Consider the following 25,269-nt stretch of genomic DNA (forward strand, 5'->3'; position numbering starts at 1 on the left):
ACTTTGCAAGGTGAAGCAAGCGGTGAGTTATGCTATAACAGCCTCCTACTGTGGCTTCTTCTGGAAGCCGAAGCACCACTGAAACACAACAGGATGCAGACATGGTTACTTTTCACACCAATCACGGCGATATCGTAATCAAAACTTTTGATGACAAAGCGCCGGAAACGGTAAAAAACTTTCTGGAATATTGCCGCGAAGGTTTCTACGACAACACCATTTTCCATCGTGTAATTAACGGCTTTATGATTCAGGGCGGCGGCTTCGAGCCGGGCATGAAACAGAAAAGCACGAAAGATCCTATCAAGAACGAAGCCAACAACGGCCTGAAGAACACCCGCGGCACGCTGGCTATGGCGCGCACGCAGGCGCCGCACTCCGCGACCGCCCAGTTCTTCATCAACGTGGTTGATAACGACTTCCTGAACTTCAGCGGCGAAAGCCTGCAGGGTTGGGGCTACTGCGTATTCGCGGAAGTGGTCGAAGGCATGGACGTGGTTGATAAAATCAAAGGCGTTTCCACCGGCCGCAGCGGCATGCATCAGGACGTGCCGAAAGAAGACGTGATTATCGAGCGCGTAACCGTCAGCGAGTAATTCGTGGCGACGCTCTTTATTGCAGATCTTCATCTGTGCTCAGAAGAACCGGCGATTACCGCCGGTTTTCTGCGTTTTTTAGCCGGTACGGCACGTGAGGCGGACGCGCTTTACATCCTGGGCGACCTGTTTGAAGCCTGGATTGGCGATGATGACCCCGAGCCGCTGCACCGCGATATCGCCGCCGCCATAAAGGCGCTCGTGGCAAGCGGCGTGCCCTGTTACTTCATTCACGGCAACCGCGATTTCCTGCTGGGCAAACGCTTCGCGCGTGAAAGCGGTATGCAGCTTCTGCCGGAAGAAAAAGTCCTTGAGCTTTACGGCAGACGCGTACTGATTATGCATGGCGACACGCTCTGCACGGATGACGCCGGCTATCAGGCGTTTCGCGCCAAAGTGCATAAGCCGTGGCTGCAACGGCTTTTCCTCACGCTCCCTCTGCGCCTGCGCCGCCGCATCGCCGCAAAAATGCGTGCCGGCAGCAAAGCTTCCAACAGCCAGAAAGATCTCGCCATTATGGACGTCAACCCCCAGGCTGTGGCTGAGGCGATGACGCGCCAGCGCGTGCAGTGGCTGATCCACGGTCACACCCACCGCCCCGCCGTCCATGCCCTTGAAGCCAACGGCCAGCCCGCTCATCGCGTCGTGTTAGGCGCCTGGCACAGCGAAGGCTCAATGATCAAAGTCACGCCAGACGACGTTGAACTGATCGCCTTTCCGTTCTGATTCGCTCTCCCCTTTTTTGCCGTCCGCACGCCTACGCAACCGTTTTCCTTGCCCGTTATCCATGATATTCTCGAAGCCCTCGTAACGGCGACCCCGTTGATTTTGCCGCCTGACCACAGGAGTTTTGAGACGTATGTCCTCCAGCCACACCCCGGCGCGTATCGCCATCGTCATGGGTTCCAGAAGCGACTGGGCCACCATGCAGTTTGCCGCAGAAATCCTTGATGCTCTGGATGTTCCTCACCACGTTGAAGTGGTCTCCGCGCACCGCACGCCCGATAAACTGTTCAGCTTCGCCGAAAGCGCGCAGGAGAACGGTTTTCAGGTGATTATCGCGGGCGCGGGCGGCGCGGCGCATCTGCCGGGCATGATCGCCGCGAAAACGCTGGTGCCGGTGCTGGGCGTGCCGGTGCAGAGCGCCGCGTTAAGCGGGCTGGACAGCCTCTACTCTATCGTACAGATGCCGCGCGGTATTCCGGTGGGTACGCTGGCTATCGGTAAAGCGGGCGCAGCCAACGCCGCTCTGCTGGCCGCCCAGATCCTGGCGCAGCACGACAGCGCCCTGCTGGCGCGTCTTCAGGTCTGGCGCCAGAAGCAAACCGACGAGGTGCTGGAGAACCCGGATCCGCGGGGTGACGCATGAAGCAGGTATGCGTGCTGGGTAACGGCCAGCTCGGCAGAATGCTGCGTCAGGCAGGCGAGCCGCTCGGCATTCGCGTCTGGCCGGTAGGGCTCGACGCCGATCCGCAGGCGGTGCCGTTCGCGCAAAGCGTTATCACAGCGGAGATCGAACGCTGGCCGGAAACCGCCCTCACCCGCGAGCTGGCGCGTCATAACGCCTTTGTGAACCGCGACGTTTTCCCGCTTATCGCCGACCGCCTTACCCAGAAGCAACTGCTTGATAAGCTCGCGCTTCCTACCGCGCCCTGGCAGCTGCTGGCCGACCGCAGCGAGTGGCCGCAGGTGTTCAGCCGTCTTGGCGAACTGGCTATCGTGAAGCGCCGCACTGGCGGCTACGACGGCCGCGGCCAGTGGCGTTTGCGTGAAGGCGAGACCGACACGCTGCCTGCCGAGTGCTACGGCGAATGTATCGTCGAACAGGGCATTCACTTTTCCGGCGAGGTGTCGCTGGTGGGCGCGCGCGCGCACGACGGCAGCGCGGTCTTTTATCCGCTGACCCATAACCTGCATCAGGACGGCATTCTGCGCACCAGCGTGGCTTTCCCGCACGCGAGCGCCACGCAGCAGGATCAGGCCGAGTCGATGCTGCGCGCCATTATGGACGAGCTGAACTATGTCGGTGTAATGGCGATGGAGTGTTTCGTGACACCGCAGGGCCTGCTGATTAACGAGCTGGCGCCGCGCGTGCACAATAGCGGCCACTGGACGCAAAATGGCGCATCGATAAGCCAGTTTGAGCTGCACCTGCGCGCCGTGACCGGCCTTCCGCTGCCGCAGCCGGTGGTCAGCAGCCCGTCGGTGATGGTCAACCTGATTGGCAGCGATCTCAATTACGACTGGCTCAAGCTGCCGCTGGTGCATCTGCACTGGTACGACAAAGAGGTGCGTCCGGGCCGTAAAGTGGGTCACCTTAACCTCAGCGACAACGACCCGGCGCTGCTTGACGCCACGCTGGAGGCGCTCGCGCCGCTGCTTCCGCCAGAGTATGCCAGCGGCATCGCCTGGGCGCAGGCGCTGTTACGCTAAGCGAAAGGCACCCCGAGGGGTGCCTTTTTTACAGACGCCTGGGTGCGGTGATTGATAAGGTCAGTGCGCTTACTCCCCCAGCACAGCCGCATCACGTTATGTCCGGTTCGCAGGGCGGGTAAACAAAGCGCCACCCGCCGTCCCGCACATCGTTACTCTTCCAGCGCCTGCCCCAGATCGGCAATCAGGTCCTCCGCCTCCTCGATCCCCACCGACAACCGGATCAACTGCGGCGTGATGCCGTTCGCGAGCCGCTGCTCAAGCGGAATCGACGCGTGCGTCATGCTGAAAGGCTGGCTCACCAGGCTCTCGACGCCCCCCAGGCTCTCCGCAAGCGTAAAGAGCCGCAGCTTTTTTATTACCTGCGCCGCGCGCGCGTCGTCACCGCGCACCACGATGGAAATCATCCCGCCCGCCAGCGCCATCTGACGGCGCGCCAGCGCATGCTGCGGATGGCTGTCGAGCCACGGAAAAAAGACCTTTTCCACCTGCGGATGCCGCTCCAGCCGCTGCGCTATCTTCAGCGCATTCGCGCTGTGGCGCTCCATACGCAGCGCCAGCGTGCGGATACCGCGCAGCGTCAGGAAGCTGCTGAACGGATCGAGCACGCCGCCGACGGCGTTTTGCAGATACGCCAGCTGCTGCGCCAGCGCCGCGTTATCCCCCACCACTGCCAGCCCCGCCACGACATCCGAGTGGCCGTTGAGGTATTTGGTGGCCGAATGCACCACGATATCAAACCCGAGCGTCAGCGGGCGGTGGATCGCCGGTGAAGCAAAAGTATTATCGGCCACACTGATAATTCCGTGGCGGCGCGCCAGCCCGGCGATGGCTTCAAGATCCGCAAGCTTGAGCAACGGATTGGTCGGCGTTTCGACCCAGATCATGCGCGTTTCCGGGCGGATCGCCGCCTCCAGCGCGGCAAGATCGTCCGGCTTCGCCCAGGTGACCGAAAGCCCGGCGGTACGCTTGCGCACGTTTTCCAGCAGCCGGTAAGTGCCGCCGTAAACATCATCTACCGCCACGATGTGGCTCTCTTTGTCGAGCAGTTCCAGCACCGTGGAAATCGCCGCCAGCCCGGAGGCGAACGCAAACCCCTGACGGCCCGCCTCCAGCTCGGCGATGGCGCGCTCCAGCGCGTGGCGGGTCGGATTGCCGCTGCGCGAATACTCATAGCCCGTATGTTCGCCGGGCGCGGGCTGCGCGAAAGTAGACGTGGCGTAAATCGGCGGCATCACCGCGCCGTGCTGGTCGTGGTGCGTGCCGCTATGCACGCTAAGAGTGGCAAATTTATCCATAATAAAGCTCCTTACGATTCAAGCCGGTTGCGCCAGCGGTTCAGCACATCGGTGCGGGTGATAAGACCCAGAAAGCGCGTGTTGTCAGTGATGACCGCCACCAGCCCGCGCGAGAAAACGTCAAACAGCTCGCGTTCGCTGGCGTGTTTATCGAGCGTGACCACCTCGCGGTTCATGGCGGCGGAAACGGGCGTGAGAAAACGCTGGCTGTCGCCCTGAATAAACGTCAGCAGATCCCATTCATCGACGATGCCCGCCACGCGGCCCGCCTCCAGCACCGGCAGCTGCGAAATATCATAGAGCCGCATCCGGGCCAGCACGGTTGCCAGCGTGTCATCCGGCGCGGCGGTGACGGCGGCGCCCTCGTCATGGCGAAACGCGATAAAATCACGCAGGTCGCCGGTGGCGGGCCGCGCCTGGAGCCCCTGCTGGCGCAGCCAGTCGTCATTGAACATTTTCGAGAGATATTTATTGCCGCTGTCACAGGCGAAGGTCACGACGCGCTTCGGCGTCGTCTGCGCGCGGCAGTAGCGCAGCGCAGCGGCAAGCAGCGTGCCGGTGGAGGAGCCTGCCAGCACGCCTTCGATTTTCAGCAGGTCGCGCGCGGTGCTGAACGCCTCGGCGTCAGTGACGCGTAACGCCTGTTTAACGCCCTCGAGATGCGCCAGCGGCGGAATAAAATCTTCGCCGATGCCTTCCACCAGCCACGATCCCGCCTCGTGATAGCGCCCGGTCTCGACCTGATCGGCCAGGATCGATCCTGCCGGATCGGCCAGCACAAATTCGGTCTGCGGGGAGTGTTTGCCAAACCAGGCCTGCAATCCGCCGAGCGTGCCGCCGGAGCCGACGCCCACCACAATGGCGTCAATGCGCCCGCCCGCCTGGTCAAAGAGTTCCGGCGCGGTCGTGGTTTCATGCGCCAGCGGGTTCGCCGGGTTATTAAACTGGTCGATATAGAGCGCGCCAGGCGTCTCATCGGCGAGACGCTGCGCGTAATCCTGGTAATACGCCGGATGGCCCTTGTTAACGTCCGAACGGGTCAGCCGCACGTCCACGCCGAGCGCGCGCAGGTGATAAATCTTCTCGCGACTCATTTTATCGGGCACCACCAGAATCAACCGGTAGCCCTTTTGCGCGGCGATAAGCGCAAGCCCAAGGCCGGTATTACCCGCAGTGGCTTCGATTATCGTGCCGCCGGGCGCAAGCCGCCCCTGGCGCTCAGCCTCGTTAATCATCGAGAGCGCCACGCGGTCTTTGATAGAGCCGCCGGGGTTCTGGTTTTCCAGCTTCAGCAGCAATTCGCACGGGCCGGTATCAAGCTTAGCGAGGCGCAGCAGCGGCGTCTGCCCGATAAGAGACGTCACAGAATCGACTATCGACATAGTGTATTTATCCGTTAAACAGAGAACGGACAAATGATAGGGCGGCGTTTTTCGGCGGTTAAAGAATCATTCGCGGTACGTTAGAACCAGATGGAATATTCTCTGCGGTTTCAGCAGTAAAGAAGGCGATCGGTAAAGTCGTCCAGAAATATCGATGGCTGAACGACGGTTTTTTGGCGTTATTTTCAGCATTTTTACGCCCGTAAGCGACCCGCTTTGCCAGTTTGCGTATTTGGATTGCCGGAATTTATCGAAGAGGAAAACGAGACTGAAGAAAAGAAAACGGCGCGCAGGAAGCCCGGCGCGCCGTGAATATTCATGCCGGTGGTCTTTAATGCCTGCCGCGTCGGTCGGCGCGATTCGCCAGCCAGTCACCGAGCATCTGCACCGCCTGCACCAGCACAATCAGCGCGATAACGGTCACGACCATCACCCCGGTTTCGTAGCGATAATAGCCGTAGCGAATCGCGAGATCGCCGACGCCGCCGCCCCCGACAATCCCGGCCATTGCCGAATAGCCAATCAGACTGACCAGCGTCACCGTCAGGCCGCGCAGCAGGCCCGCGCTCGCCTCCGGCAGCAGCACCGTGCAGATGATACGCATCGGGCTTGCGCCAAACGCCTCGGCGGCCTCGATAATCCCGCGATCGACCTCACGCAGCGCGCCATCCACCAGTCGCGCGTAAAACGCGATGGCCGCGACGGAGAGCGGCACCGACGCCGCCACGGGCCCGATGGTATTACCCAGCAGAAACTGCGTCAGCGGCAGCAGCAACACCAGCAGGATCACGAACGGCACCGAGCGGATGATATTCACCAGCACCGAGCCGACCACGTTAATGGCGCGGTTCTGCCAGAACAGATGGCGGTCGGTCACGAAAAGCAAAAAGCCGAGCGGCAGACCGCCCACGATCGCAAGCAGCGTCGAAATGCCCAGCATCTGGAACGTTTCGCCAAACGCCAGCGTCAGGTCAGCGAGTAAATCATCCATGGATCACCTCCACCTGTGCCGTACGGGCGCGAATATGCTCCACCGCCGCCTCGACCGCCGCCGGGTTATCGTTCGCCGTAAGCTGCACGACTAAAATGCCGAGCGCGCGCTCGCCGATATACTCGATTTTGCCGTGCAGTATGTTCACCGCCACGCCAAAGTTAACCGCCACTTCCGACAGCACCGGCTGTTCGGCGGAGTCGCCAATAAATAAAATCTTCAGCAGCGAGCCGTGCAGATGCTCGCGCAGGCGCGCCGGAAGCGTCAGGTTCAACGTGTGCGACACCAGCTGCTGCGTAAACGGGTGCTGCGGGCGCGCGAAAATATCAAACACCTCGCCCTCTTCCACGACCTTGCCGCCGGACATCACCGCCACGCGATCGCAAATCGTCTTGATAACGTTCATTTCATGAGTGATCAACACAACCGTGATCCCAAGGCGAGCGTTGATCTCCCTGAGCAGCGCCAGGATAGTGGCGGAGGTTTCCAGATCCAGCGCCGAGGTGGGCTCGTCGCACAACAGCACGTCCGGGTGATTGGCGATAGCGCGGGCGATGCCGACGCGCTGCTTCTGTCCGCCGGAAAGCTGTACCGGGTAGCGGCTGGCTTTATCGCTGAGCCCCACCAGTTCGAGGATTTCCGCGACACGCGGGCCTGTTTTCGCCCGCTCCCAGCCCGCCGCTTTCAGGCTAAAGGCGACGTTCTGCGCCACGGTACGCGTATGCATTAAATTAAAGTGCTGGAAGATCATGCCGATGCGCTGACGTGCGGTGCGCAGCGCCGCGCCGGATAGCGCGGAGATTTCCGTTCCGGCCACGGTGACGCGCCCTTCCGATGGCCGTTGCAAGGCGTTCAAGGTACGCAGCAGCGTGCTTTTCCCGGCACCGCTGGTGCCGACAATGCCGAAAATCGCTCCGCGCGGGATCTCCAGATTAACGTCGTCAACCGCCCGGGTGCGCTGGCCGCCCGACGTGAAATCGACGCTGACGTGAGTGAGTGTAATCATGACAACCCTCTGAAAAACGCGCGGGCAGGCATCAGGCCCGCCCGCGCGACACTGCCGACCATTATTTTTGCGTCGCCGTCATCCAGTCCGGTTTCTGGAACGCGTTAAAAATATTTTTCGGATCGTTAATTACCGCCGCGTAAGCCGGGGATTTCACCGCCGCCACGATATCCTTCGCAAAAGGCTTGTCGGCGTCTTCGCTGCGTACCGCGATGATATTTTTCAGATTTTCATCAAGCTGCTCCTGCTTCAGGGCAGAAGAGAGATCCAGACCCGCCGCGATGGCGAAGTTGCCGTTGACCAGCGCCGCCGTGACGCTGTCGAGCGTGCGCGGCAATTGCGCCGCCTCCAGCGGTTTAAACACCAGTCCTTTCGGGTTAGTGGCGATGTCGCGTTCGGACGCTTTGGTCGGATCGATATTCGGCTTGATGGTGATTAAGCCCATCGCCTGCAAAAAGCGCAGCCCGCGCGCCAGGTTGGTCGGGTCGTTAGAGAGCGTGACGATGTCGCCTTTTTTCAGCGCATCGATGCTTTTCACTTTGCGGGAATAGAGCCCCATACCGGCAGTCGGCACCGTCAGCAGTTTCGTGAGCTTAAGGCCCTTATCGGCGGTGAATTTTTCAAAATAGAGTGAGTGCTGGAACAGGTTGGCGTCAATGCTGCCGTTCGCAAGCGCCATGTTCGGCTGTACGTAGTCGCTGAATTCGCGCACCACCACCTTATAGCCTTTCTCTTTAAGCGACGGCGCAATGGCCTGTTTAACCATATCGCCGTAAGGCCCCGGCGCTACGCCGAACGTGATGGTTTGCGGGTCGCCCGCCTGCGCGGCCTGCATGCCGCCCGCCAGAAGTAATGCGCCCGCAAGCGTGCGCCAGCCTTTTAGCAATCCCATGAGGATCTCCCTTTGATGAAGTGTGTCAGTGCGTAACGGCGGTGAGCCGCCTGATTATTGTGATCGCGCGCACGTGAGGTGCGGCACGTTAAGATGGCATATTCGCAAGCGGCGGGTAATTGAAAATATTTCATTCAGCGGCTCGCTGCTGCTGACGGCAGGCCGCGCTAAGACGATGAAAGATAACCACAAACAAAAACGCCTCCGGTCATAAGACCGGAGGCGCATAAATACCGACGAAAATGTGCTAAGCGCTGAACTGCCGAAACAGCGCTTTACCCTTCAGGAGCCGCACGCCGAGCCAGCCGCCGCATAGCGACAACAGCAGCGCGCCGCATAGCGGCAGCGTCACCCACAACCGCCAGTCAGGCTCCCACGGGAAGTCAAACACGCGGGTCTGCAGTACGCCAAGCGCCACTTCCGCGCCGATAGCCGCCACCAGACCAGCCACCAGCCCCAGCAGCGCGAACTCGCTCCAGAGCGTGGCGCGCAGCAGTTTTTTCTGTGCGCCGAGCGTGCGGTAGACCACCAGCTCCTGGCGGCGCTGATGCATCCCGACCTGCACCTGCGCCAGTAACAGCAGCACGCCGCAGGTCGTTACCAGCGCCACCATCACTTCCAGCGCGCGGCTCACCTGCTCCAGCACCTGACCAATCTGTTTCAGGATTGCCCCGATATCCAGCACGCTGACCGTCGGGAACTCCCGGTTCAGTTGCGTCAGCATCGTGTCGGCGTTATCAGCCCGGAAGCTGGTCAGGAAGCTTTGCGGCTGCCCGTCCAGCGCCCCCGGCGGGAAAATAAAGAAGAAGTTTGGCCGCAGGCTCTCCCAGTCAACTTTACGCAGGCTGGTCACTTTGGCGGTGAAGGCCTGGGTGTCGCCGGTAAACGTCACGCTGTCGCCGGGGGCGATATTCAGCCGTTGCGCGAGCCCTTCTTCCATTGATACCTCGCCCGCTTTTGGCGGCCAGCTGCCCGCGGTGATCGGGTTGTGATCCGGGCGCTCTGCCTGCCAGGTCAGGTTAAGCTCGCGGTTAAGCGCCTCATCTTCATGACCTGCGGTTGCCTTGCCGTTAATCTGCGTCAGGCGCGCACGCACAATGGGATAGAACGCCTGCGTAATAACCTGGTGCTCCGCCAGGAACCCTTTCACCGCATCGCGCTGTTCCGGTGCGATATTAATCAGAAAATAGTTCGGACTTTCCGGCGGCAACTGCTGCTGCCAGCGGTCGAGCAGATCGCCCCTTAACACCAACAGCAGCGCCAGCAGCATGAAAGAGAGTGAAAACGTGGCGAGCTGGCTCAGGGTTTGCCACGGCTGGCGCAGCAGACGATTGACCGCGAGGCGCAGCGCGAGCGAACGCAGCCGCAACCGCTTAAGGCCCCACAGCAGCGCCCAGCCTGCCGCGCCGCACAGCGCGGCCAGCGCCACCGCGCCCGCCAGCACTGCCCAGAGCAACATCCGCCCGCCCATCAGGCCGGCGAGCAGCGCCACCACAATAAGCGCCATCACCGGCAGATAAATTTTCAGCGGCCAGAGGTTCGCCACCGCGTCGCGTCGCAAGACGCGCAGCGGCTGTGTGGCCAGCAGCAGACGATACGGGCGCAGCCCCACCAGCAGAGAAATTACCACCATTGAGCCTACGGCCCAGACCCAGGGCCAGAAGCTCGCCTCCGGCAGCGTGGCGGGCAGCACCGGTTTCAGCAACCGCATCAGGATCGCTTCGAAAAGCAGTCCTGCCGCCCCGCCGGTGAGGGCGGCGAGCGTCAGCACCATCAGCCACTGGCCGACAATCAGCTTACGCAGCGCCGCGCGCCCGGCGCCGAGGGTTTTCAGGATAGCCACCAGATCGTAGCGGCTGCGGCAGTAGTGGCTCATCGCCACCGCCACGGCAGCGACCGCCAGCAGCAGTGTCAGGAGCGCGGAGAGCAGCAAAAACTGCTGCGAGCGCTGCAACGATTTGCCGAGCGCGCTCTCGTCCTGCTCAAGGCCGGTCCAGCGATGCTCCGGCTGCAACTGCGGCAACAGCCAGCTTTCATAGCGCCCGAGCTGTTCGGGGGTGCCGGCGAATTTGTAGCGCCAGGTGAGACGGCTGCCGGGCTGCACCGCGCCGGTGCGTTCAACGTCCGCGAGATTCATCAGCAGACGGGGCGCCATCTGGAACGGATTAAAGCCGCTGTCCGGCTCCTGAATAACTTCACCCGCCACGCTCAGCGTCGCGTCGCCCACATCCACGTTATCGCCAGGTTTCAGGCCAAGCAGCGCCATCAAACGCGGTGCCAGCAGCACCGTGCCTGGCGCAGGCAACAGCCCCTGCGGGCGCGTTTGCAGCGTGCCGTAGAGTGGATAGCGCGTATCCACCGCCTTGACGCTCGCAAGCTGCGGGCGATCGGCGGCAAACGTCATGGTGGAAAAACTGAGCTGCCGCGAGACGGCCAGGCCGTCTTCCCCGGCTTTGTCGAGCCACGACTGCGGCACCGCGCGGGAACTGCGCAATGTCCGGTCGCCCGCCATAAATTCGCGCGTCTGCTGGCTTAAGCCTTTTTCCATACGATCGCTTATCTTGCCGAGCGCCAGCACACAGGCCACCGCGAGGCTTAACGCCAGCCAGACGATTAACAGCGACGGGGAGCGCCATTCGCGCCAGAACCAGCGGGCCGTCATGCTTCCTCCCACAGCTTGCCGTCGCGCAGCCGCAAAGTGCGATCGCAGCGGGCCGCCAGTTCAGGATCGTGGGTGACGAGGATAAGCGTGGTGCCGCTGTCGCGGTTTAAAGAAAAGAGCAGATCGGCGATGCGATCGCCGGTCTGACGGTCAAGATTGCCGGTGGGTTCATCGGCGAACAGTACCGCCGGACGGCCATTGAACGCGCGCGCCAGCGCCACGCGCTGCTGCTCGCCGCCGGAAAGCTGCGCCGGCAGGTGGTCAAGACGTTTGCCAAGCCCCAGTTGCTCCAGCAGCGCCTGCGCCTGCTGGCGGCTGGCCTTGCCGCTCTCGCCGCGCAGCATCGCGGGCAACTCGACATTCTCCAGCGCGTTAAGCGTCGGGATCAGCATGAATGACTGAAACACGAAGCCGACGTCACGGGCGCGCAGCCGCGCACGCGCTTCTTCATCCATCTGATGCAGCGGCTCGCCCAGCAGGCGCACTTCACCGCTGGTGCCGTCGTCGAGACCTGCGAGGATCGCAAGCAACGTTGACTTGCCAGACCCCGATTCGCCCACCAGCGCGATGCTCTGGCCCGGTTTGACAACCAGTTCAACTCCGGTAAGGATGGAAAGTGCGTGTTCCCCCTGACCGACGGATTTATTAAGATGATGAACTTCAAGAATGTTTTCCGCTGGCATTTCCCTTTCCTGTTACTGGCGTTATTAAGCTTTCGCGCCGCCGCGGCGGACACGTTACTGGTGCTGGGCGACAGCCTGAGCGCCGGTTATCGCATGGCGGCAGACGCCGCCTGGCCTGCGTTGCTCAACGATAAATGGCAGCAACGCGACGTGCGCGTGGTCAACGCCAGCATCAGCGGCGACACCGCGCAGCAGGGGCTGTCGCGCCTGCCCGCGTTGCTCAAACAGCATCAGCCGCGCTGGGTGCTGATTGAGCTTGGCGGCAATGACGGCCTGCGGGGTTTTCCACCAGCGACGCTCTCGGCCACGCTGACGAAAATCATAGAACAGGTGAAAACGGCGGGCGCGCAGCCGATGCTGATGCAGATTCGACTGCCCGCCAACTACGGACGCCGTTACAATCAGGCGTTCGAGGCGATTTACCCTGAGCTTGCACAGTCTTACTCCATCCCTCTGCTGCCCTTCTTTATGGAAGAGGTTTACCTCAAACCGCAGTGGATGCAGGAGGATGGCATTCATCCCAATCGCGACGCCCAGCCGTTTATCGCCGACTGGATGGCGCAGCGACTGGCCCCTTTAGTTAAACACGACTCATAACCCTGCGGGGCGCTGAGCGGGTAAAGTTATGCAAAAATCACTCTTAATTACAGGATGTTCCAGCGGTATAGGCCTTGCCTGCGCGCATGAGTTGCGCCGTCAGGGCTTTCAGATCCTCGCGGCCTGCCGCAAGCCGGAAGATGTCGCGCGTATGAACGCGCTGGGCTTTATTGGCATTGAACTCGATCTCGATTCGCCGCAGAGCGTGGAGGCTGCCGCGCAGGAAGTGATACGCCTGACGAATAACCGCCTGTACGGCATTTTTAATAATGGCGGCTATGGCGTGTACGGCCCGCTTTCCACCATCAGCCGCGCGCAGATGGAGCAGCAGTTCTCCACCAACTTTTTCGGCGCGCACCAGCTCACCATGCTGCTGCTGCCCGCGATGCTGCCGCATGGCGAAGGGCGCATCGTCAACACCAGTTCGGTGATGGGATTGATTTCCACACCCGGCCGCGGCGCCTACGCCGCCAGCAAATACGCGCTGGAGGCATGGGCCGACGCGCTGCGCATGGAGCTGCGCTACAGCGGCGTGAAGGTGAGCCTGATTGAGCCAGGCCCCATCCGGACGCGCTTTACGGAAAACGTCAACCAGACGCAGACGGACAAGCCAGTGGAAAACCCTGGCATCGCCGCGCGATTTACGCTCGGCCCGGAGGCGGTGGTCGCTAAAGTGCGCCATGCTTTTGAGAGCCCGAACCCGCGCATTCGCTACCCGGTCACGCTGGTGACCCACGCCGTCGCCTGGCTGAAACGGCTGCTGCCGACGCGAATGATGGACAAAATTTTACACGGGTAAGTTGAAGGCGCGCGCCCTGCCCCCATGTAAAAAGGAAATCGACAACAGAGAGTGACTCATGTCCGAACAGTATATTATCAACCTCAGCGAAGCGAACCTGCATCAGGTACTGGAGCAATCCATGAACGTGCCGGTGCTGTTCTACTTCTGGTCCGATCGCAGCCAGCACTGCCAGCAGCTGACGCCGGTGCTTGAAAAACTGGCGAACCAGTATCAGGGCCAGTTTATCCTTGCGAAAGTAGACTGCGACAATGAACAGGCTATCGCCGCGCAGTTCGGCCTGCGCGCCATTCCCACCGTCTACCTGTTCAGCCAGGGCCAGCCGGTGGACGGCTTCCAGGGCCCGCAGCCGGAAGAAGCGATCCGCGCGCTGCTGGATAAAGTTCTGCCGCGTGAGGAAGAGCTGAAAGCGCAGGAGGCGATGGCGCTGATGCAGGAAGGCAAACATGCCGACGCTTTGCCGCTGCTCAAAGAGGCCTGGCAGATGTCGAATCAGTCGAGTGAAATCGGTCTTCTGCTGGCGCAGACGCAAATTGCGCTTAACCGCACTGATGACGCCGAAGCGGTGCTGAAAACCATTCCGTTGCAGGATCAGGACACCCGCTATCAGGGCCTGGTCGCGCAGATTGACCTGCTGAAGCAGGCGGCGGACACCCCGGAAATCCAGCAGTTGCAACAGCAGGTGGAGGAAAATCCGGATGACGCGCAGCTCGCAAGCCAGCTCGCGCTGCAACTGCATCAGGTGGGCCGCAACGAAGAGGCGCTGGAGTTGCTTTTCGCACATTTGAGAAAAGATCTGGGCGCCGCTGACGGCCAGGCGCGTAAAATGTTCCAGGAAATCCTGGCCGCGCTGGGTACCGGTGACGCGCTGGCGTCGAAATACCGCCGTCAGCTCTACTCCCTGCTTTACTGATCGCTACGCGGCAAGGACGCCGTGATCTTCCCCTGCCAGATTCGGGCGCTGCGCCCGGCGCTGGCAAGGGGTACAATAACCGCTATCACAAACAACAGGAGGTTGGTTTGATGCTGTTTATTATCCCCGTTCTTATTTTCGTCGCGCTGGTTATCGTTATGGCCGGCGTCAAAATCGTGCCGCAGGGCTTCCAGTGGACCGTGGAGCGCTTTGGCCGCTATACCAAAACGCTGCAGCCCGGCCTGAATCTCGTCGTGCCGTTCATGGACCGTGTCGGTCGTAAAATCAATATGATGGAGCAGGTACTCGATATTCCGTCGCAGGAGGTTATCTCCAAAGATAACGCCAACGTCACGATTGACGCGGTTTGCTTTATTCAGGTGATCGACGCTCCGCGCGCCGCTTATGAGGTGAGCAACCTTGAGCTTGCCATCATTAACCTCACCATGACCAACATCCGTACCGTACTGGGCTCGATGGAACTCGACGAAATGCTCTCGCAGCGTGACAGTATCAACACTCGCCTGCTGCATATCGTCGATGAAGCCACCAACCCGTGGGGCATTAAAGTTACGCGTATCGAAATCCGTGACGTGCGCCCGCCCGCCGAGCTTATCGCCTCGATGAATGCCCAGATGAAAGCCGAACGTACCAAACGCGCCTATATCCTTGAGGCCGAAGGCGTGCGCCAGGCGGAGATCCTCAAAGCCGAAGGGGAGAAGCAGTCGCAGATCCTCAAAGCGGAAGGCGACCGCCAGTCGGCGTTTTTGCAGGCGGAAGCCCGCGAACGTTCGGCGGAAGCCGAAGCGCGCGCCACGAAGATGGTGTCGGAAGCGATCGCCGCGGGCGATATTCAGGCGGTGAATTACTTTGTGGCGCAGAAATACACCGACGCGCTCCAGCAGATTGGCTCTTCCAGCAACAGCAAAGTCGTCATGATGCCGCTTGACGCGTCCAGCCTGATGGGTTCGATCGCCGGTATCGCCGAGCTGATGAAAGAGAGCGGCAACGAGCGTAAACGCCCATGATGACGCTTATCCTCGCTCACCCTCACGTCTTCTGGCTCTGCTTAGGCGGCCTGCTGCTGGCGGCGGAAATGCTCGGCGGCAACGGCTTCCTGCTCTGGAGCGGCGTGGCGGCGGTGGCGACCGGGCTGCTCGCCTGGCTCCTGCCGATGGGCTGGGAGTGGCAGGGCGTGAGCTTCGCGCTGTTGATGTTAGTCGCGGTCTGGCTGTGGTGGCGCTGGCTGTCCCGCCGGGCCGCGCCGCGCCCTGACAACGCGCTGAACCAGCGCGGCCATCAGCTGGTGGGCCAGCGCTTTACGCTGACGCAGACGCTTGTTAACGGGCGCGGCCAGATTACCGTGGGCGACAGCGTCTGGCCGGTGGTTGCCGACAGCGATTTACCGGCGGGCACGGCGGTAGAGGTGGTCGCTATCGACGGCATTCGCCTGCGCGTAAAAACAAGCCAGACGCGCTGACCCTTTTTCACGCCAGGCCACTGTTCAATAAAAGCCTGTTCGGGCATGATCCGGGCAGGTTTTTTTACAATATTTTCACAAGGAAATGACGTTATGACGCCAAGACTGACAGGGATCGCCCTCGCCCTTCTCGCGCTGCCCACGCTCTGCGCGCAGGCTTCTTCTGATATCGAAGACTGTACCTGGGGCTCATCCGGCTGCGTGCTGCAAAGCGAACCCTGGCTCGACGTAGATAATGATACCCGCGATAACCTGATGCGCATCATCGGCGAGCAGAAACAGTTCACGCTGCCGGTGTATCCGCTGCCCGCCGACCCGCGCCACACCCGTGAGTATCACTTTGGCTATCACGACGACGATGGCACGCCGCCCGCTGAGGCATCCGTCGACAGCGCGCCCGCAGCCGCCACGCCGGATCCGCTCGCCTCTCTGCTGACCGCCATGCATCTCGATCCGGCCGCAGCGACCGTCAGCGATACCGACCGGGAAACCCGTTTTGTATCCAATAATTCGCAGAGCGTTATCGCGTATCTGACAGCGCTCAACAATGAGAAATCGCTCACCGACGCCCAGCGTCAGCACCTGGCGCAGGCCCGTCTGAGCCTGTATCAGGCGCCTGACAGCCAGCCTGCCAGCGTGAGCGCGCCGCAGGGCACGCCCGCCGCCGCATTCGACGATTACCTTGCCGCTGCCACCGCCTTTTACCAGGGCGACTACCCCGCCGCCGCGGAAGGTTTTACCGCGCTGAAAGCCAGCCAGCAGCCGTGGGTGGCGGAAACCGCCGCTTATATGCTGATGCGCGTCGCGCTCAACCAGAGCAGCGCCAGCGCCGTCGATGATGACTACGGCCTGTTTGATACCACCAAAATCGACAAAGCGGCCGCGCGTCAGGCGCTGACATACTCTGAGTCTTACCTGAAAACCTGGCCGAAAGGCGCTTACGCCGACTCTGCGCGCGGCATGCAGCGCCGGATTTACTGGTATCTGCAGGACTGGGACGCGCTGGCCCCGCGCTACGAGCAGGCGCTGAAAGACGCTCCGGATGCCGACGCCCTTCGCGCGCTGCTGCTTGAAAACGACAGCAAACTGCAAAGCAAAGACGCCAGCGGCGATACCTGGTTCGTCAGCAGCCCCGACGCCCCGCTGCTCACCTTTACCCAGACGCTGCGCTGGCTGCGCGAGTATGAACGCCAGGGCGACAAAAACCCGCACGTTACACGCGAGATGCTCGACGGCTATAAACCTGTTTATGAAAAAGCGGGCCTGATGCCGCTGTGGAATTACCTGCAAAACGCCTGGCTGTTCTGGCAGCAGGAGGATTACGCGGCGGTGACGGCGGCTATTAAGCCCGCCGACAGCCTGCCGCAACACGATATTCTCGCCTTCAGCGAGCAGGTGCTATATGGCGACGCGCTGGGCGCGCAAAAACAGTGGGCGGCGGCGCGCGACCACTGGCAGCGTCTGCTGAAAACCGCCAAACCGGGCGCGGAACAACAGCTGTTGCAGATGAAGCTTGCCGCAGCGCTGGTTGAAAACAACGAGACGGCGGCCATTTTCGCCCCGGAAAGCCTCGTCACCGGCCTGCGCTATCGCTCGCTGGTGCTGAAAACCAAAGCCTCCCCTGAACTGCTTAAGGCTGAGGCGCAGCACGGCATGAACAACGAAGAACGCACCATTGCGCTGCACACCTTGCTCATCCGCCATCTTATCGACGGTCGCTATGAGGATTATCTCAAGGACAAAGCGCTGGCGAAGGAGCTTCAGCCGCTGGACGAAAAAGCCTTCGGCGATGTGAACCTCAAGGTCTTTAACTGGAAAGGCGACGACGTGGCGGAAGGCTACGCCTGCGCGACGCTTGACGATACCGCGAAAACGCTGGCGGACCGCCCTGATGACAGCCATGCGCTGAACTGTCTGGGCGAGTTCTTCCGCCTGACGGACGCCAGCGTCAACCGCTGGGGCGATACGGGCGGCAATAGCACGCTCGACAGCGCCACCGACACTAATCATGCCGACGGGCAGCCCAATCGCCAGCATTATTACCAGCAGGTGATCGCCAACCCTAAAGCCGAGCCGGAAGATAAAAGCTATGCGCTCTACCGTGCTGTGATGTGCTACGCGCCGTCAGGCTATAACGACTGTGGCGGTAAAGAGGTGGACAAAGCGACGCGCAAAGCCTGGTTCGGGCAGCTTAAGAAAAACTGGCCAGGAAGCCCATGGGCGCAGCAGCTCAAATATTACTGGTAAGCCTGCTGCTGGCATCAGCGGGGGCCTGGGCGCAGGCGACGCGGGCGAATGACGCCGACTACCGGGCCTTCTGGCTCTGGTCCGGCGTCAGGCCGCCCGCGGCGCTGCGTCAGGCCGAGGTTATCTATCTGCACCAGGGGGAAGTGGTCACGCGCCGGGGCGAGGCGACATTCGTGCGTCTCGGTCAGCCCGTCGCCCGGCTGCGCGCACCGGCCATCTGGGTCACCGTCAGGCTGGAGCGGCTCGATCTCACAGATGAGATGCTCGATACGCTCGCCCGTCTGCCCGCCCGCTGGTCGCAGGCGGGGAATCGGGTGACCGGGTTACAGATTGATTTTGACGCCGCCACGCACCGAATCGACGACTACGACCAGTTTTTAACGCGGCTGCGGGCGCGGCTGGATGCGCGCTTCGCGCTCGGTGTCACGGGGCTGCTCGACTGGGCGCAGACCGGCAGCATTGCGCGTCTCAACGCGCTGCCGGTGGATGAGCTGGTGGTGCAGACCTATCAGGGGCGTCATACCGTGCCGGGGTACGCCCGCTATCTGCCCGCCCTGCTGGGGCTGCGCATTCCCTTTAAAATCGGCATCGCGCAGAACGGCGAGTGGAATAAAACCGAGGAGGCGAAGCTTGCGGCCTCGCCGTGGTATCGCGGCGCGGTAATATTCGTGCTTAACGCCGGGCGCTGACCCTTACGCGTCGGCGCGCCGGTGGCAGCAGCCCGAGAGATTATCAATAATCGGGCAGTCGGCGCTGTCGTCGCCCGGACACGCGGCGGCGAGGTCAAGCAGTTGCTGGCGCATCGCCTGCAGGCTCTCGATATGACTTTCGATTTCCGCCACCTTTTGCAGCGTGCGCGCTTTTACATCTGCGCTATGGCGCGCCGGATCGTTAAACAGATGCACCAGCTCGCGGCACTCCTCCAGGTTAAACCCCACCAGACGCGCCTGACGCAGCAGCGTCAGCTCATCAATATGCCGCTGCGAGTAAGTCCGGTAACCGTTATCCCCGCGCAACGGCGGCGTCACCAGCCCTTTCTCTTCGTAAAAACGAATCGCTTTGCTGGTCAGCCCGGTTTTTTTCGCCACATCGCTGATATTCATGTTTCCCCCTTGACCTTCCCCTTGATGGAAGGTTTACGCTGAATAACAGTAGAACGAATACGATTTTCTGGTCAACCTGAGGTTGATCGTTAACTGAGGAGACAACGTATGTCGAACACCATTGAGCTGGCCCTGGACGGGCTTTCCTGCGGGCACTGCGTAAAACGGGTGAAAGAGAGCCTGGAGCAACGCCCGGATGTTGAGCACGCTGAGGTCACCATTGAACATGCCAGCGTGACCACCACCGCCTCTGCGCAGGCGCTTATCGATACGGTCAAACAGGCCGGCTACGACGCGACGCTCGCACACCCAAAGGCTAACCCGCTGACAGAGTCATCAACCCCGTCGGAAGCACTGACAGCGGCGCAACCTGAGCTTCCGGCAGCCGATATCGCCATTGATGACGACAGCCGCCAGCTGCTTATCAACGGCATGAGCTGCGCCAGTTGCGTGAGCCGCGTTCAGAACGCCCTTCAGGGGGTGGCAGGCGTCACGCAGGCACGGGTCAACCTGGCGGAGCGTACGGCGCTGGTGATGGGCCACGCGTCCGCCGATGAGCTGATTGCGGCGGTTGAAAAGGCAGGCTACGGCGCCGAAGCGATTGACGATGACGCCGAACGTCGCGAGCGCCAGCAGCAGACCGCGCAGGCAGCAATGAAGCGGTTTCGCTGGCAGGCGACGCTGGCGCTCGCCATCGGCGTGCCGGTGATGATTTGGGGCATGTTCGGCGACAATATGATGGTCACCGATGCCAACCGGTCGCTCTGGCTGGTCATCGGCCTTATCACGCTCGGCGTGATGATTTTCGCGGGCGGCCATTTCTATCGCAGCGCCTGGAAAAGCCTGCGTAACCGCAGCGCGACAATGGACACGCTGGTCGCGCTCGGCACCGGCGCGGCGTGGCTCTACTCCATGAGCGTTAACCTCTGGCCGCAGCATTTCCCGATGGAAGCCCGCCACCTCTATTACGAAGCCAGCGCCATGATTATCGGTCTGATTAACCTCGGCCATATGCTGGAGGCGCGCGCGCGTCAGCGTTCGTCGAAGGCGCTGGAACGCCTGCTGGATCTGACGCCGCCGGTCGCGCGCGTCGTCACCCCGGAAGGCGAAAAAAGCGTGCCGCTGGCGGAGGTCACGCCGGGCATGACGCTGCGACTCACCACCGGCGATCGCGTGCCGGTGGATGGCAACATCACCGATGGCGAAGGCTGGTTTGACGAAGCGATGTTAACCGGCGAGCCGGTGCCGCAGCAAAAAGCGGCGGGTGATGCGATACACGCGGGCACCGTCGTGCAGGATGGCAGCGTGCTGTTTCGCGCCGCCGCGGTGGGCAACCACACCACGCTGTCGCGCATTATTCGTATGGTGCGCCAGGCGCAGAGCAGCAAGCCGGAAATCGGCAAGCTGGCCGATCGCATCTCTGCGGTCTTCGTGCCGGTGGTGGTGCTGATTGCGCTCCTAAGCGGCGCGGTCTGGTTCTTCGCAGGCCCCGCACCGCAGATTGTCTATACGCTGGTTATCGTCACCACGGTGCTTATCATCGCCTGCCCATGCGCGCTGGGGCTCGCCACACCGATGTCGATTATCTCCGGCGTCGGGCGCGCGGCGGAGTTCGGCGTACTGGTGCGCGACGCGGATGCGCTACAACGGGCCAGCGACGTGGATACGCTGGTGTTTGATAAAACCGGTACGCTGACCGAAGGCAAACCGCAGGTGGCGGCCATCGCCACTACTGGCGAAATCACCGAAGCCGACGCGCTGCGCCTTGCCGCCGCGCTTGAGCAAGGCTCCAGCCACCCGCTGGCGCGCGCCATTATCGAGCGTGCCGGAGGGGCTTCCCTGCCCGCCATCAGCGGTTTCAGAACGCTGCGCGGGCTGGGCGTAAGCGGTGCGGCAGAGGGTAAAACGCTGCTGCTCGGCAATCAGGCGCTGCTTGAGGAAAACGGCATCGCGACCGACGCGCTGCGCGACGAGGCGCAGCGTCAGGCGAGCCTCGGCGCCACGCCGGTGCTGCTGGCGGTGGACGGTAAGCTGGCGGCGCTGTTCGCCATTCGCGATCCGCTGCGTGAAGACAGCGCCGCCGCGCTGGCGCGTTTGCATCGCGAAGGCTACCGTCTGGTGATGCTGACCGGCGATAACGCCGTGACCGCCAACGCCATTGCCCGCGAAGCGGGTATTGACGAGGTGATCGCAGGCGTACTGCCGGACGGCAAAGCGCAGGCCATTAAGCAACTCCAGCAGGCGGGCCGCAAGGTGGCGATGGTTGGCGACGGCATCAACGACGCCCCGGCGCTGGCCCAGGCGGAAGTAGGCATCGCGATGGGCGGCGGCAGCGACGTGGCGATTGAAACCGCGGCCATCACGCTGATGCGCCACAGCCTGACGGGTGTCGCCGACGCGATGGCTATCGCTAAAGCGACGCTTGGCAATATGAAGCAGAACCTGTTGGGCGCCTTTATCTATAACGCGCTCGGCATCCCCATCGCGGCGGGTATCCTGTGGCCGCTGACCGGCACGCTGTTAAACCCGGTAGTGGCGGGCGCGGCGATGGCGCTGTCATCCATTACTGTCGTGAGCAACGCCAACCGGCTGCTGCGCTTTACGCCGAAACCGTAATGTCAGGCCCGCTCCGGCGGGCTTTTTTGTGAATACGCGCGAAATGGCGGGTGCGCTTCGCTTACCTGTTCTGGCGTTTTATGGCGCACGCCTCTCCACGTACCTGCCCCCCGGCCCCCTCTCGTTTGCACGCGTCACGTCTGCGCGTTAGCATGGCTTTTTTACTCAGGGAAAGTGGTTATGGGCCTGTTACGTCGTCTGCGCACCTGGTTTGACAGCCTGCGTCCCGGTTATCCGTGGCCCGCAGTGGATATTACGCTGCCAGGCGGCCGCTACCTGCACCTGGTCGGCAGCATCCATATGGGCACGCCCGATATGTCGCCGCTACCCGCCCGCCTGGTGGAAAAACTAAAGCGCGCCGATGCGCTGATTGTCGAAGCCGATATCCGCGGCGACGCCTCGCCCTTCGGCGATGTGCCGCTCTGCCCGCCGCTGCGCGAGCGTCTCGACGAGGCGCTGTTCAGCCAGCTTGAAAAGCGCATCGACGACCTGGCGCTGCCGCTTTCCCGGCTGGACGACCTGCCGCTGTGGCAGGTGGCGTTGATTCTACAGGCGCACCAGGCGCAGCGCCTCGGCCTGCGGCCTGATTTCGGGATCGATTTTCAGCTGTTAAATGCGGCCGAAACGCATCAGGTAGCGGTTAAGGAGCTGGAGGGCGCGCAAAGTCAGGTAGCGCTGCTGCGCCGTTTGCCGCAGGAGGGTCTGGCGCTGCTGGAGGATACCCTGACCCACTGGCACACCAACGCGCGGCTGTTGCAGATTATGATTGGCTGGTGGATGGCGCGCCCGCCGGAAGCGGATAACGTCGCGCTGCCGAACACCTTCAGCGCCGAGCTGGGGGATATGCTGATGCAGCAGCGTAACCGGCAGTGGCACCAGTATCTGTTGACGCTGCCGCCGGGCCGCTATGTGGTGGCGGTCGGCGCACTGCATCTCTATGGTGAAGACAACCTGCCGGCGATGTTCCGCGCGCGCTAAAAAAGAAGGCCAGTATCGCTACTGGCCCGTCAAAGAGGAACTTTCATTATTGTCGTTATGCCGCCCGCGAAGCGAACGGTTGCGGCGATTGTCGCGCAATCCATACACGCTGCCAATATAATCCAGCAAGCTGATACAATTTTTTCGGACATCAACGGCGCTATGCTGCGCCGACAGACCACAGAAATGGGAAAGGAAAGATGACGCCCGCCGTGAAATTACTCGAAAAAAATAAAATACCTTTCACGCTGCACACGTATGAGCACGATCCAAACGAAACCAACTTTGGCGATGAAGTGGTGCGTAAGCTCGGGCTTAATGCAGAGCAGGTTTATAAAACGCTGCTGGTGGCGGTAAACGGTGATATGAAACAGCTGGCGGTCGCCGTGACGCCGGTTGCGACACAACTCGATTTAAAAAAGGTCGCTAAGGCGCTGGGCGCTAAGAAAGTGGAAATGGCAGACCCGATGATAGCGCAGCGCACCACCGGCTATCTGGTGGGCGGCATCAGCCCGCTTGGGCAGAAAAAGCGCCTGCCGACGCTGATAGACGCGCCAGCCCGCGACTTCCCGGCCATTTATATTTCTGGCGGCAAGCGCGGGCTGGATATCGAACTGGCGGCGGCGGATGTAGCGAAACTGCTGAGCGCGCAGTTCGCCGATATCGCCCGTCGCGACTGAGTTACTGCCAGCTCACCTCGCCTTTCGGCTCAAACGCGTTTACATCCAGCGGCGAGTTCTGCTGGATGTACTGTTTCAGCACTTCCGCATCCACAAAACCGGTGTTGACGTAGCCTGGCGTTTTATCGATGGCCGGATAGCCGTCGCCGCCGGTAGCGTTAAAGCTGAGCGTCGCCATACGGTAAGTTTTCGCCGGGTCGACCGGTTCGCCTTTGATTTTCACATCATTGAGCGTGCCGCCAGACGCCGTAAAGCTCACGTTGGCAAACTGCGGATAAGCGCCGGAATCCGGTTTTTTCTGCGCGACCGCCGTCAGGTATTCCACGACCTCTTTACCCGTCATATCGACATACACCAGCGTGTTGCCGAATGGCTGTACCTTGAGCACATCTTTATAGGTAATGTCGCCGCCCTCGATGGAATCGCGAATGCCGCCGCCGCTCATCACCGCGAAATCAGCCCCGGTGCGGGCTATCTGGGCGTTGAGAATTAAATGGCCCATGCTGGTCTGCACAAAGCGCACCTTGCTGCGGTCGCCCTCAAGACGCCCGTTAACGCTGCCGATTTTCACCATCAGCTGCGCCTGGCCCTTTTTCTGATACGGCGTCAGCAGCGAGAGCATCTGCGGGTTCTCCGGGATCTGCGGCGTGTAGAGCACGCGCTCGCTGTCGCCGTTATCCCAGGTCACTTTTTTCTTCAGGTTGACAGGAATGAGCTGATAGCGCACCAGCTTCATTTCGCCGTTGCGGAACTGGAAATCGGCGCGGCCGACATATTTGCCCCACTCATGGGCCTGCACAATCCAGGTGCCGTTCTGCTGGTCCGGCGCGCACGGGGTGCCCGGCACGTAATCGACCTGCTTTTTATTTTCCGAGGCCATGCAGACCGGATCCTGCGAGTGGCCGCCCACAATCATGGTAAGCGCCCCTGGCGGCAACGCGCGCGCCAGTTCGACATCGCCCGGCGCGTTAGAGCCGTGGTTGCCGTCATCGTAATGCCCCATATGGGTCGCGGCGATAATCACATCCGGTTTTTCAGTCTGCTGCAGCTCCTGAATTACCAGTTTGGCTTCGTCGGCAGGCTTGCGAAATTCGATATCAGTGAAAAATTCCGGATTGCCGATTTTCGCCGTGTCGTCGGTCGTAAGCCCAATCACGGCGATTTTAATGCCCTGCGGTTTGAAAATGGCCCAGGGCTTGAAAAGCCGCTCATTGGTGCTTTTCTGGTAGATATTGGCGGAGAGGAGCGGGAATTTGGCCCACTTTTGCTGCTGGCGCAGCACGCTCAGCGGGTTATCGAATTCATGGTTGCCAACGGCCATCGCGTCATAGCCAATCAGGTTCATGCCGCGAAAATCGGGCTCGGCGTCCTGGAGATCGGATTCCGGCACGCCGGTGTTGATATCACCGCCAGAGAGCAACAGCACGCTGCCGCCCTGGGCCGTGACCTCGCGGCGCACGCTGTCGACCAGCGTTTTTTGCGCCGCCAGCCCATATTCGCCATATTCGTTACGCCAGAAATGACCGTGATGATCGTTGGTGTGCAAAATGGTGATGTTATACGTTTTATCCTGCTCCCAGGCGGATGCGCCGCCGCTCAGCAGGCTAAGCCCCGCCAGCAGCGCGACAGCCAACCCTTTTCTGGCTAACCCCATGACAACTCTCCCTATCCTTAACGTGAAATGCTGAAATTACAGCGCCAGCCGAACATACTCAACTTTGTTTTCAGATTTGCGACTTTCCTCAAAACCGCACGCCAGAAGGAAGCAAAGTTTATGCCTTATTCACCAGGCGGGGTTTCAGGCCGTGGCCTGCAAAAAAGCGCCGCCCCCGACTCAATCTTTATGATTGCTATCATCTTGCAGTCATCTTTCCGTCAAAAATCCGCCATTTAACACCAAACTCTCGTTATTG

24 protein-coding genes are annotated in these 25,269 nt (G+C 61.2%); 15 read left to right on the plus strand and 9 right to left on the minus strand.

The window, feature by feature from the left end; all coding sequences use genetic code 11:
- The first annotated feature begins 101 nt into the window (after positions 1-101).
- From ppiB to purK, 4 genes are all read left to right on the plus strand, one after another.
- Complete coding sequence (ppiB, locus tag AFK63_RS13135) at positions 102-596, plus strand: peptidylprolyl isomerase B (RefSeq protein WP_038864239.1); 495 nt, start codon at positions 102-104, stop codon at positions 594-596.
- 3 nt (positions 597-599) lie between these two features.
- Positions 600-1,322: a UDP-2,3-diacylglucosamine diphosphatase gene (lpxH, locus tag AFK63_RS13140; protein ID WP_038864240.1), complete on the plus strand. Its 723-nt coding sequence runs from the start codon at positions 600-602 to the stop codon at positions 1,320-1,322.
- A 133-nt stretch (positions 1,323-1,455) separates the two neighbouring features.
- Entirely contained in the window at positions 1,456-1,965 is a 510-nt protein-coding gene (gene purE, locus AFK63_RS13145) for a 5-(carboxyamino)imidazole ribonucleotide mutase (RefSeq protein WP_038864241.1), read from the plus strand.
- A complete protein-coding gene (gene purK / locus AFK63_RS13150; RefSeq protein WP_038864242.1) occupies positions 1,962-3,029 on the plus strand; it encodes a 5-(carboxyamino)imidazole ribonucleotide synthase in 1,068 nt (355 codons plus the stop codon). The genes purE and purK overlap by 4 nt, the downstream gene beginning before the upstream one ends.
- Before the next feature lie 152 nt (positions 3,030-3,181).
- On the opposite strand, the gene AFK63_RS13155 is transcribed toward purK, so the two are convergent.
- From AFK63_RS13155 to ybbA, 7 genes are all read right to left on the minus strand, one after another.
- Positions 3,182-4,327: a trans-sulfuration enzyme family protein gene (locus AFK63_RS13155; RefSeq protein WP_038864243.1), complete on the minus strand. Its 1,146-nt coding sequence runs from the start codon at positions 4,325-4,327 to the stop codon at positions 3,182-3,184.
- Between the two features lie 11 nt (positions 4,328-4,338).
- Positions 4,339-5,709: a pyridoxal-phosphate dependent enzyme gene (locus AFK63_RS13160; protein ID WP_038864244.1), complete on the minus strand. Its 1,371-nt coding sequence runs from the start codon at positions 5,707-5,709 to the stop codon at positions 4,339-4,341.
- A 331-nt stretch (positions 5,710-6,040) separates the two neighbouring features.
- A complete protein-coding gene (locus AFK63_RS13165) occupies positions 6,041-6,700 on the minus strand; it encodes a methionine ABC transporter permease (RefSeq protein ID WP_038864245.1) in 660 nt (219 codons plus the stop codon).
- On the minus strand, positions 6,693-7,706 hold the full coding sequence (sfbB, locus tag AFK63_RS13170) for a virulence-associated ABC transporter ATP-binding protein SfbB (RefSeq protein WP_038864246.1): 1,014 nt from the start codon (positions 7,704-7,706) through the stop codon (positions 6,693-6,695). The genes AFK63_RS13165 and sfbB overlap by 8 nt, the downstream gene beginning before the upstream one ends.
- Positions 7,707-7,767: 61 nt before the next feature.
- Positions 7,768-8,598, minus strand: coding sequence for a MetQ/NlpA family ABC transporter substrate-binding protein (locus tag AFK63_RS13175; protein ID WP_038864247.1), 831 nt, complete (start codon positions 8,596-8,598; stop codon positions 7,768-7,770).
- 247 nt (positions 8,599-8,845) lie between these two features.
- Positions 8,846-11,260, minus strand: coding sequence for a putative ABC transporter permease subunit YbbP (ybbP, locus tag AFK63_RS13180; RefSeq protein WP_038864249.1), 2,415 nt, complete (start codon positions 11,258-11,260; stop codon positions 8,846-8,848).
- A complete protein-coding gene (gene ybbA / locus AFK63_RS13185; RefSeq protein WP_038864253.1) occupies positions 11,257-11,943 on the minus strand; it encodes a putative ABC transporter ATP-binding protein YbbA in 687 nt (228 codons plus the stop codon). Before ybbA ends, ybbP begins: the two co-directional genes overlap by 4 nt.
- Between ybbA and tesA the strand changes: the two genes are divergently transcribed.
- The 7 genes from tesA to AFK63_RS13220 all read left to right on the plus strand — a co-directional run bounded on the left by tesA (position 11,911) and on the right by AFK63_RS13220 (position 18,668).
- Complete coding sequence (gene tesA, locus AFK63_RS13190; RefSeq protein WP_038864274.1) at positions 11,911-12,540, plus strand: multifunctional acyl-CoA thioesterase I/protease I/lysophospholipase L1; 630 nt, start codon at positions 11,911-11,913, stop codon at positions 12,538-12,540. The two genes, ybbA and tesA, sit on opposite strands and share 33 nt — an antisense overlap.
- Positions 12,541-12,568: 28 nt before the next feature.
- A complete protein-coding gene (locus tag AFK63_RS13195; protein ID WP_038864254.1) occupies positions 12,569-13,339 on the plus strand; it encodes an SDR family oxidoreductase in 771 nt (256 codons plus the stop codon).
- 58 nt (positions 13,340-13,397) lie between these two features.
- A complete protein-coding gene (locus AFK63_RS13200) occupies positions 13,398-14,252 on the plus strand; it encodes a co-chaperone YbbN (RefSeq protein WP_038864256.1) in 855 nt (284 codons plus the stop codon).
- Positions 14,253-14,362: 110 nt separating this feature from the next.
- Positions 14,363-15,280, plus strand: a complete 918-nt coding sequence (locus tag AFK63_RS13205; protein WP_038864257.1) for an SPFH domain-containing protein — start codon at positions 14,363-14,365, stop codon at positions 15,278-15,280.
- Complete coding sequence (locus AFK63_RS13210) at positions 15,277-15,732, plus strand: NfeD family protein (protein WP_038864259.1); 456 nt, start codon at positions 15,277-15,279, stop codon at positions 15,730-15,732. Before AFK63_RS13205 ends, AFK63_RS13210 begins: the two co-directional genes overlap by 4 nt.
- 93 nt (positions 15,733-15,825) lie before the next feature.
- A complete protein-coding gene (locus tag AFK63_RS13215; protein WP_038864261.1) occupies positions 15,826-17,979 on the plus strand; it encodes a tetratricopeptide repeat protein in 2,154 nt (717 codons plus the stop codon).
- Entirely contained in the window at positions 17,949-18,668 is a 720-nt protein-coding gene (locus AFK63_RS13220) for a DUF3142 domain-containing protein (RefSeq protein WP_038864263.1), read from the plus strand. Before AFK63_RS13215 ends, AFK63_RS13220 begins: the two co-directional genes overlap by 31 nt.
- Before the next feature lie 3 nt (positions 18,669-18,671).
- Here AFK63_RS13220 and cueR read toward each other — a convergent pair whose 3' ends face one another.
- Positions 18,672-19,082 carry a Cu(I)-responsive transcriptional regulator gene (gene cueR / locus AFK63_RS13225; protein WP_038864264.1) on the minus strand — a complete coding sequence of 137 codons (411 nt, stop codon included), beginning with the start codon at positions 19,080-19,082 and terminating at the stop codon, positions 18,672-18,674.
- 108 nt (positions 19,083-19,190) lie between these two features.
- Here cueR and copA point away from each other — a divergent pair, with 108 nt between their 5' ends.
- The 3 genes from copA to ybaK all read left to right on the plus strand — a co-directional run bounded on the left by copA (position 19,191) and on the right by ybaK (position 23,356).
- Positions 19,191-21,698, plus strand: coding sequence for a copper-exporting P-type ATPase CopA (gene copA, locus AFK63_RS13230; RefSeq protein WP_038864265.1), 2,508 nt, complete (start codon positions 19,191-19,193; stop codon positions 21,696-21,698).
- Positions 21,699-21,878: 180 nt separating this feature from the next.
- The gene (locus AFK63_RS13235; RefSeq protein WP_038864266.1) at positions 21,879-22,676 is read left to right on the plus strand and encodes a TraB/GumN family protein; all 798 of its coding nucleotides are present in this window, start codon (positions 21,879-21,881) and stop codon (positions 22,674-22,676) included.
- A gap of 200 nt (positions 22,677-22,876) precedes the next feature.
- The gene (gene ybaK / locus AFK63_RS13240; protein ID WP_038864267.1) at positions 22,877-23,356 is read left to right on the plus strand and encodes a Cys-tRNA(Pro)/Cys-tRNA(Cys) deacylase YbaK; all 480 of its coding nucleotides are present in this window, start codon (positions 22,877-22,879) and stop codon (positions 23,354-23,356) included.
- A 1-nt stretch (position 23,357) separates the two neighbouring features.
- Here the strand turns inward: ybaK and ushA are convergent, their stop codons facing one another.
- Positions 23,358-25,010: a bifunctional UDP-sugar hydrolase/5'-nucleotidase UshA gene (ushA, locus tag AFK63_RS13245; RefSeq protein WP_038864269.1), complete on the minus strand. Its 1,653-nt coding sequence runs from the start codon at positions 25,008-25,010 to the stop codon at positions 23,358-23,360.
- 27 nt (positions 25,011-25,037) lie between these two features.
- Between ushA and AFK63_RS13250 the strand changes: the two genes are divergently transcribed.
- Positions 25,038-25,250, plus strand: coding sequence for a hypothetical protein (locus AFK63_RS13250; RefSeq protein ID WP_038864270.1), 213 nt, complete (start codon positions 25,038-25,040; stop codon positions 25,248-25,250).
- Positions 25,251-25,269: the final 19 nt, after the last annotated feature.

This window comes from Cronobacter muytjensii ATCC 51329, assembly GCF_001277195.1.
GTDB classification, from domain to species: Bacteria; Pseudomonadota; Gammaproteobacteria; order Enterobacterales; family Enterobacteriaceae; genus Cronobacter; species Cronobacter muytjensii.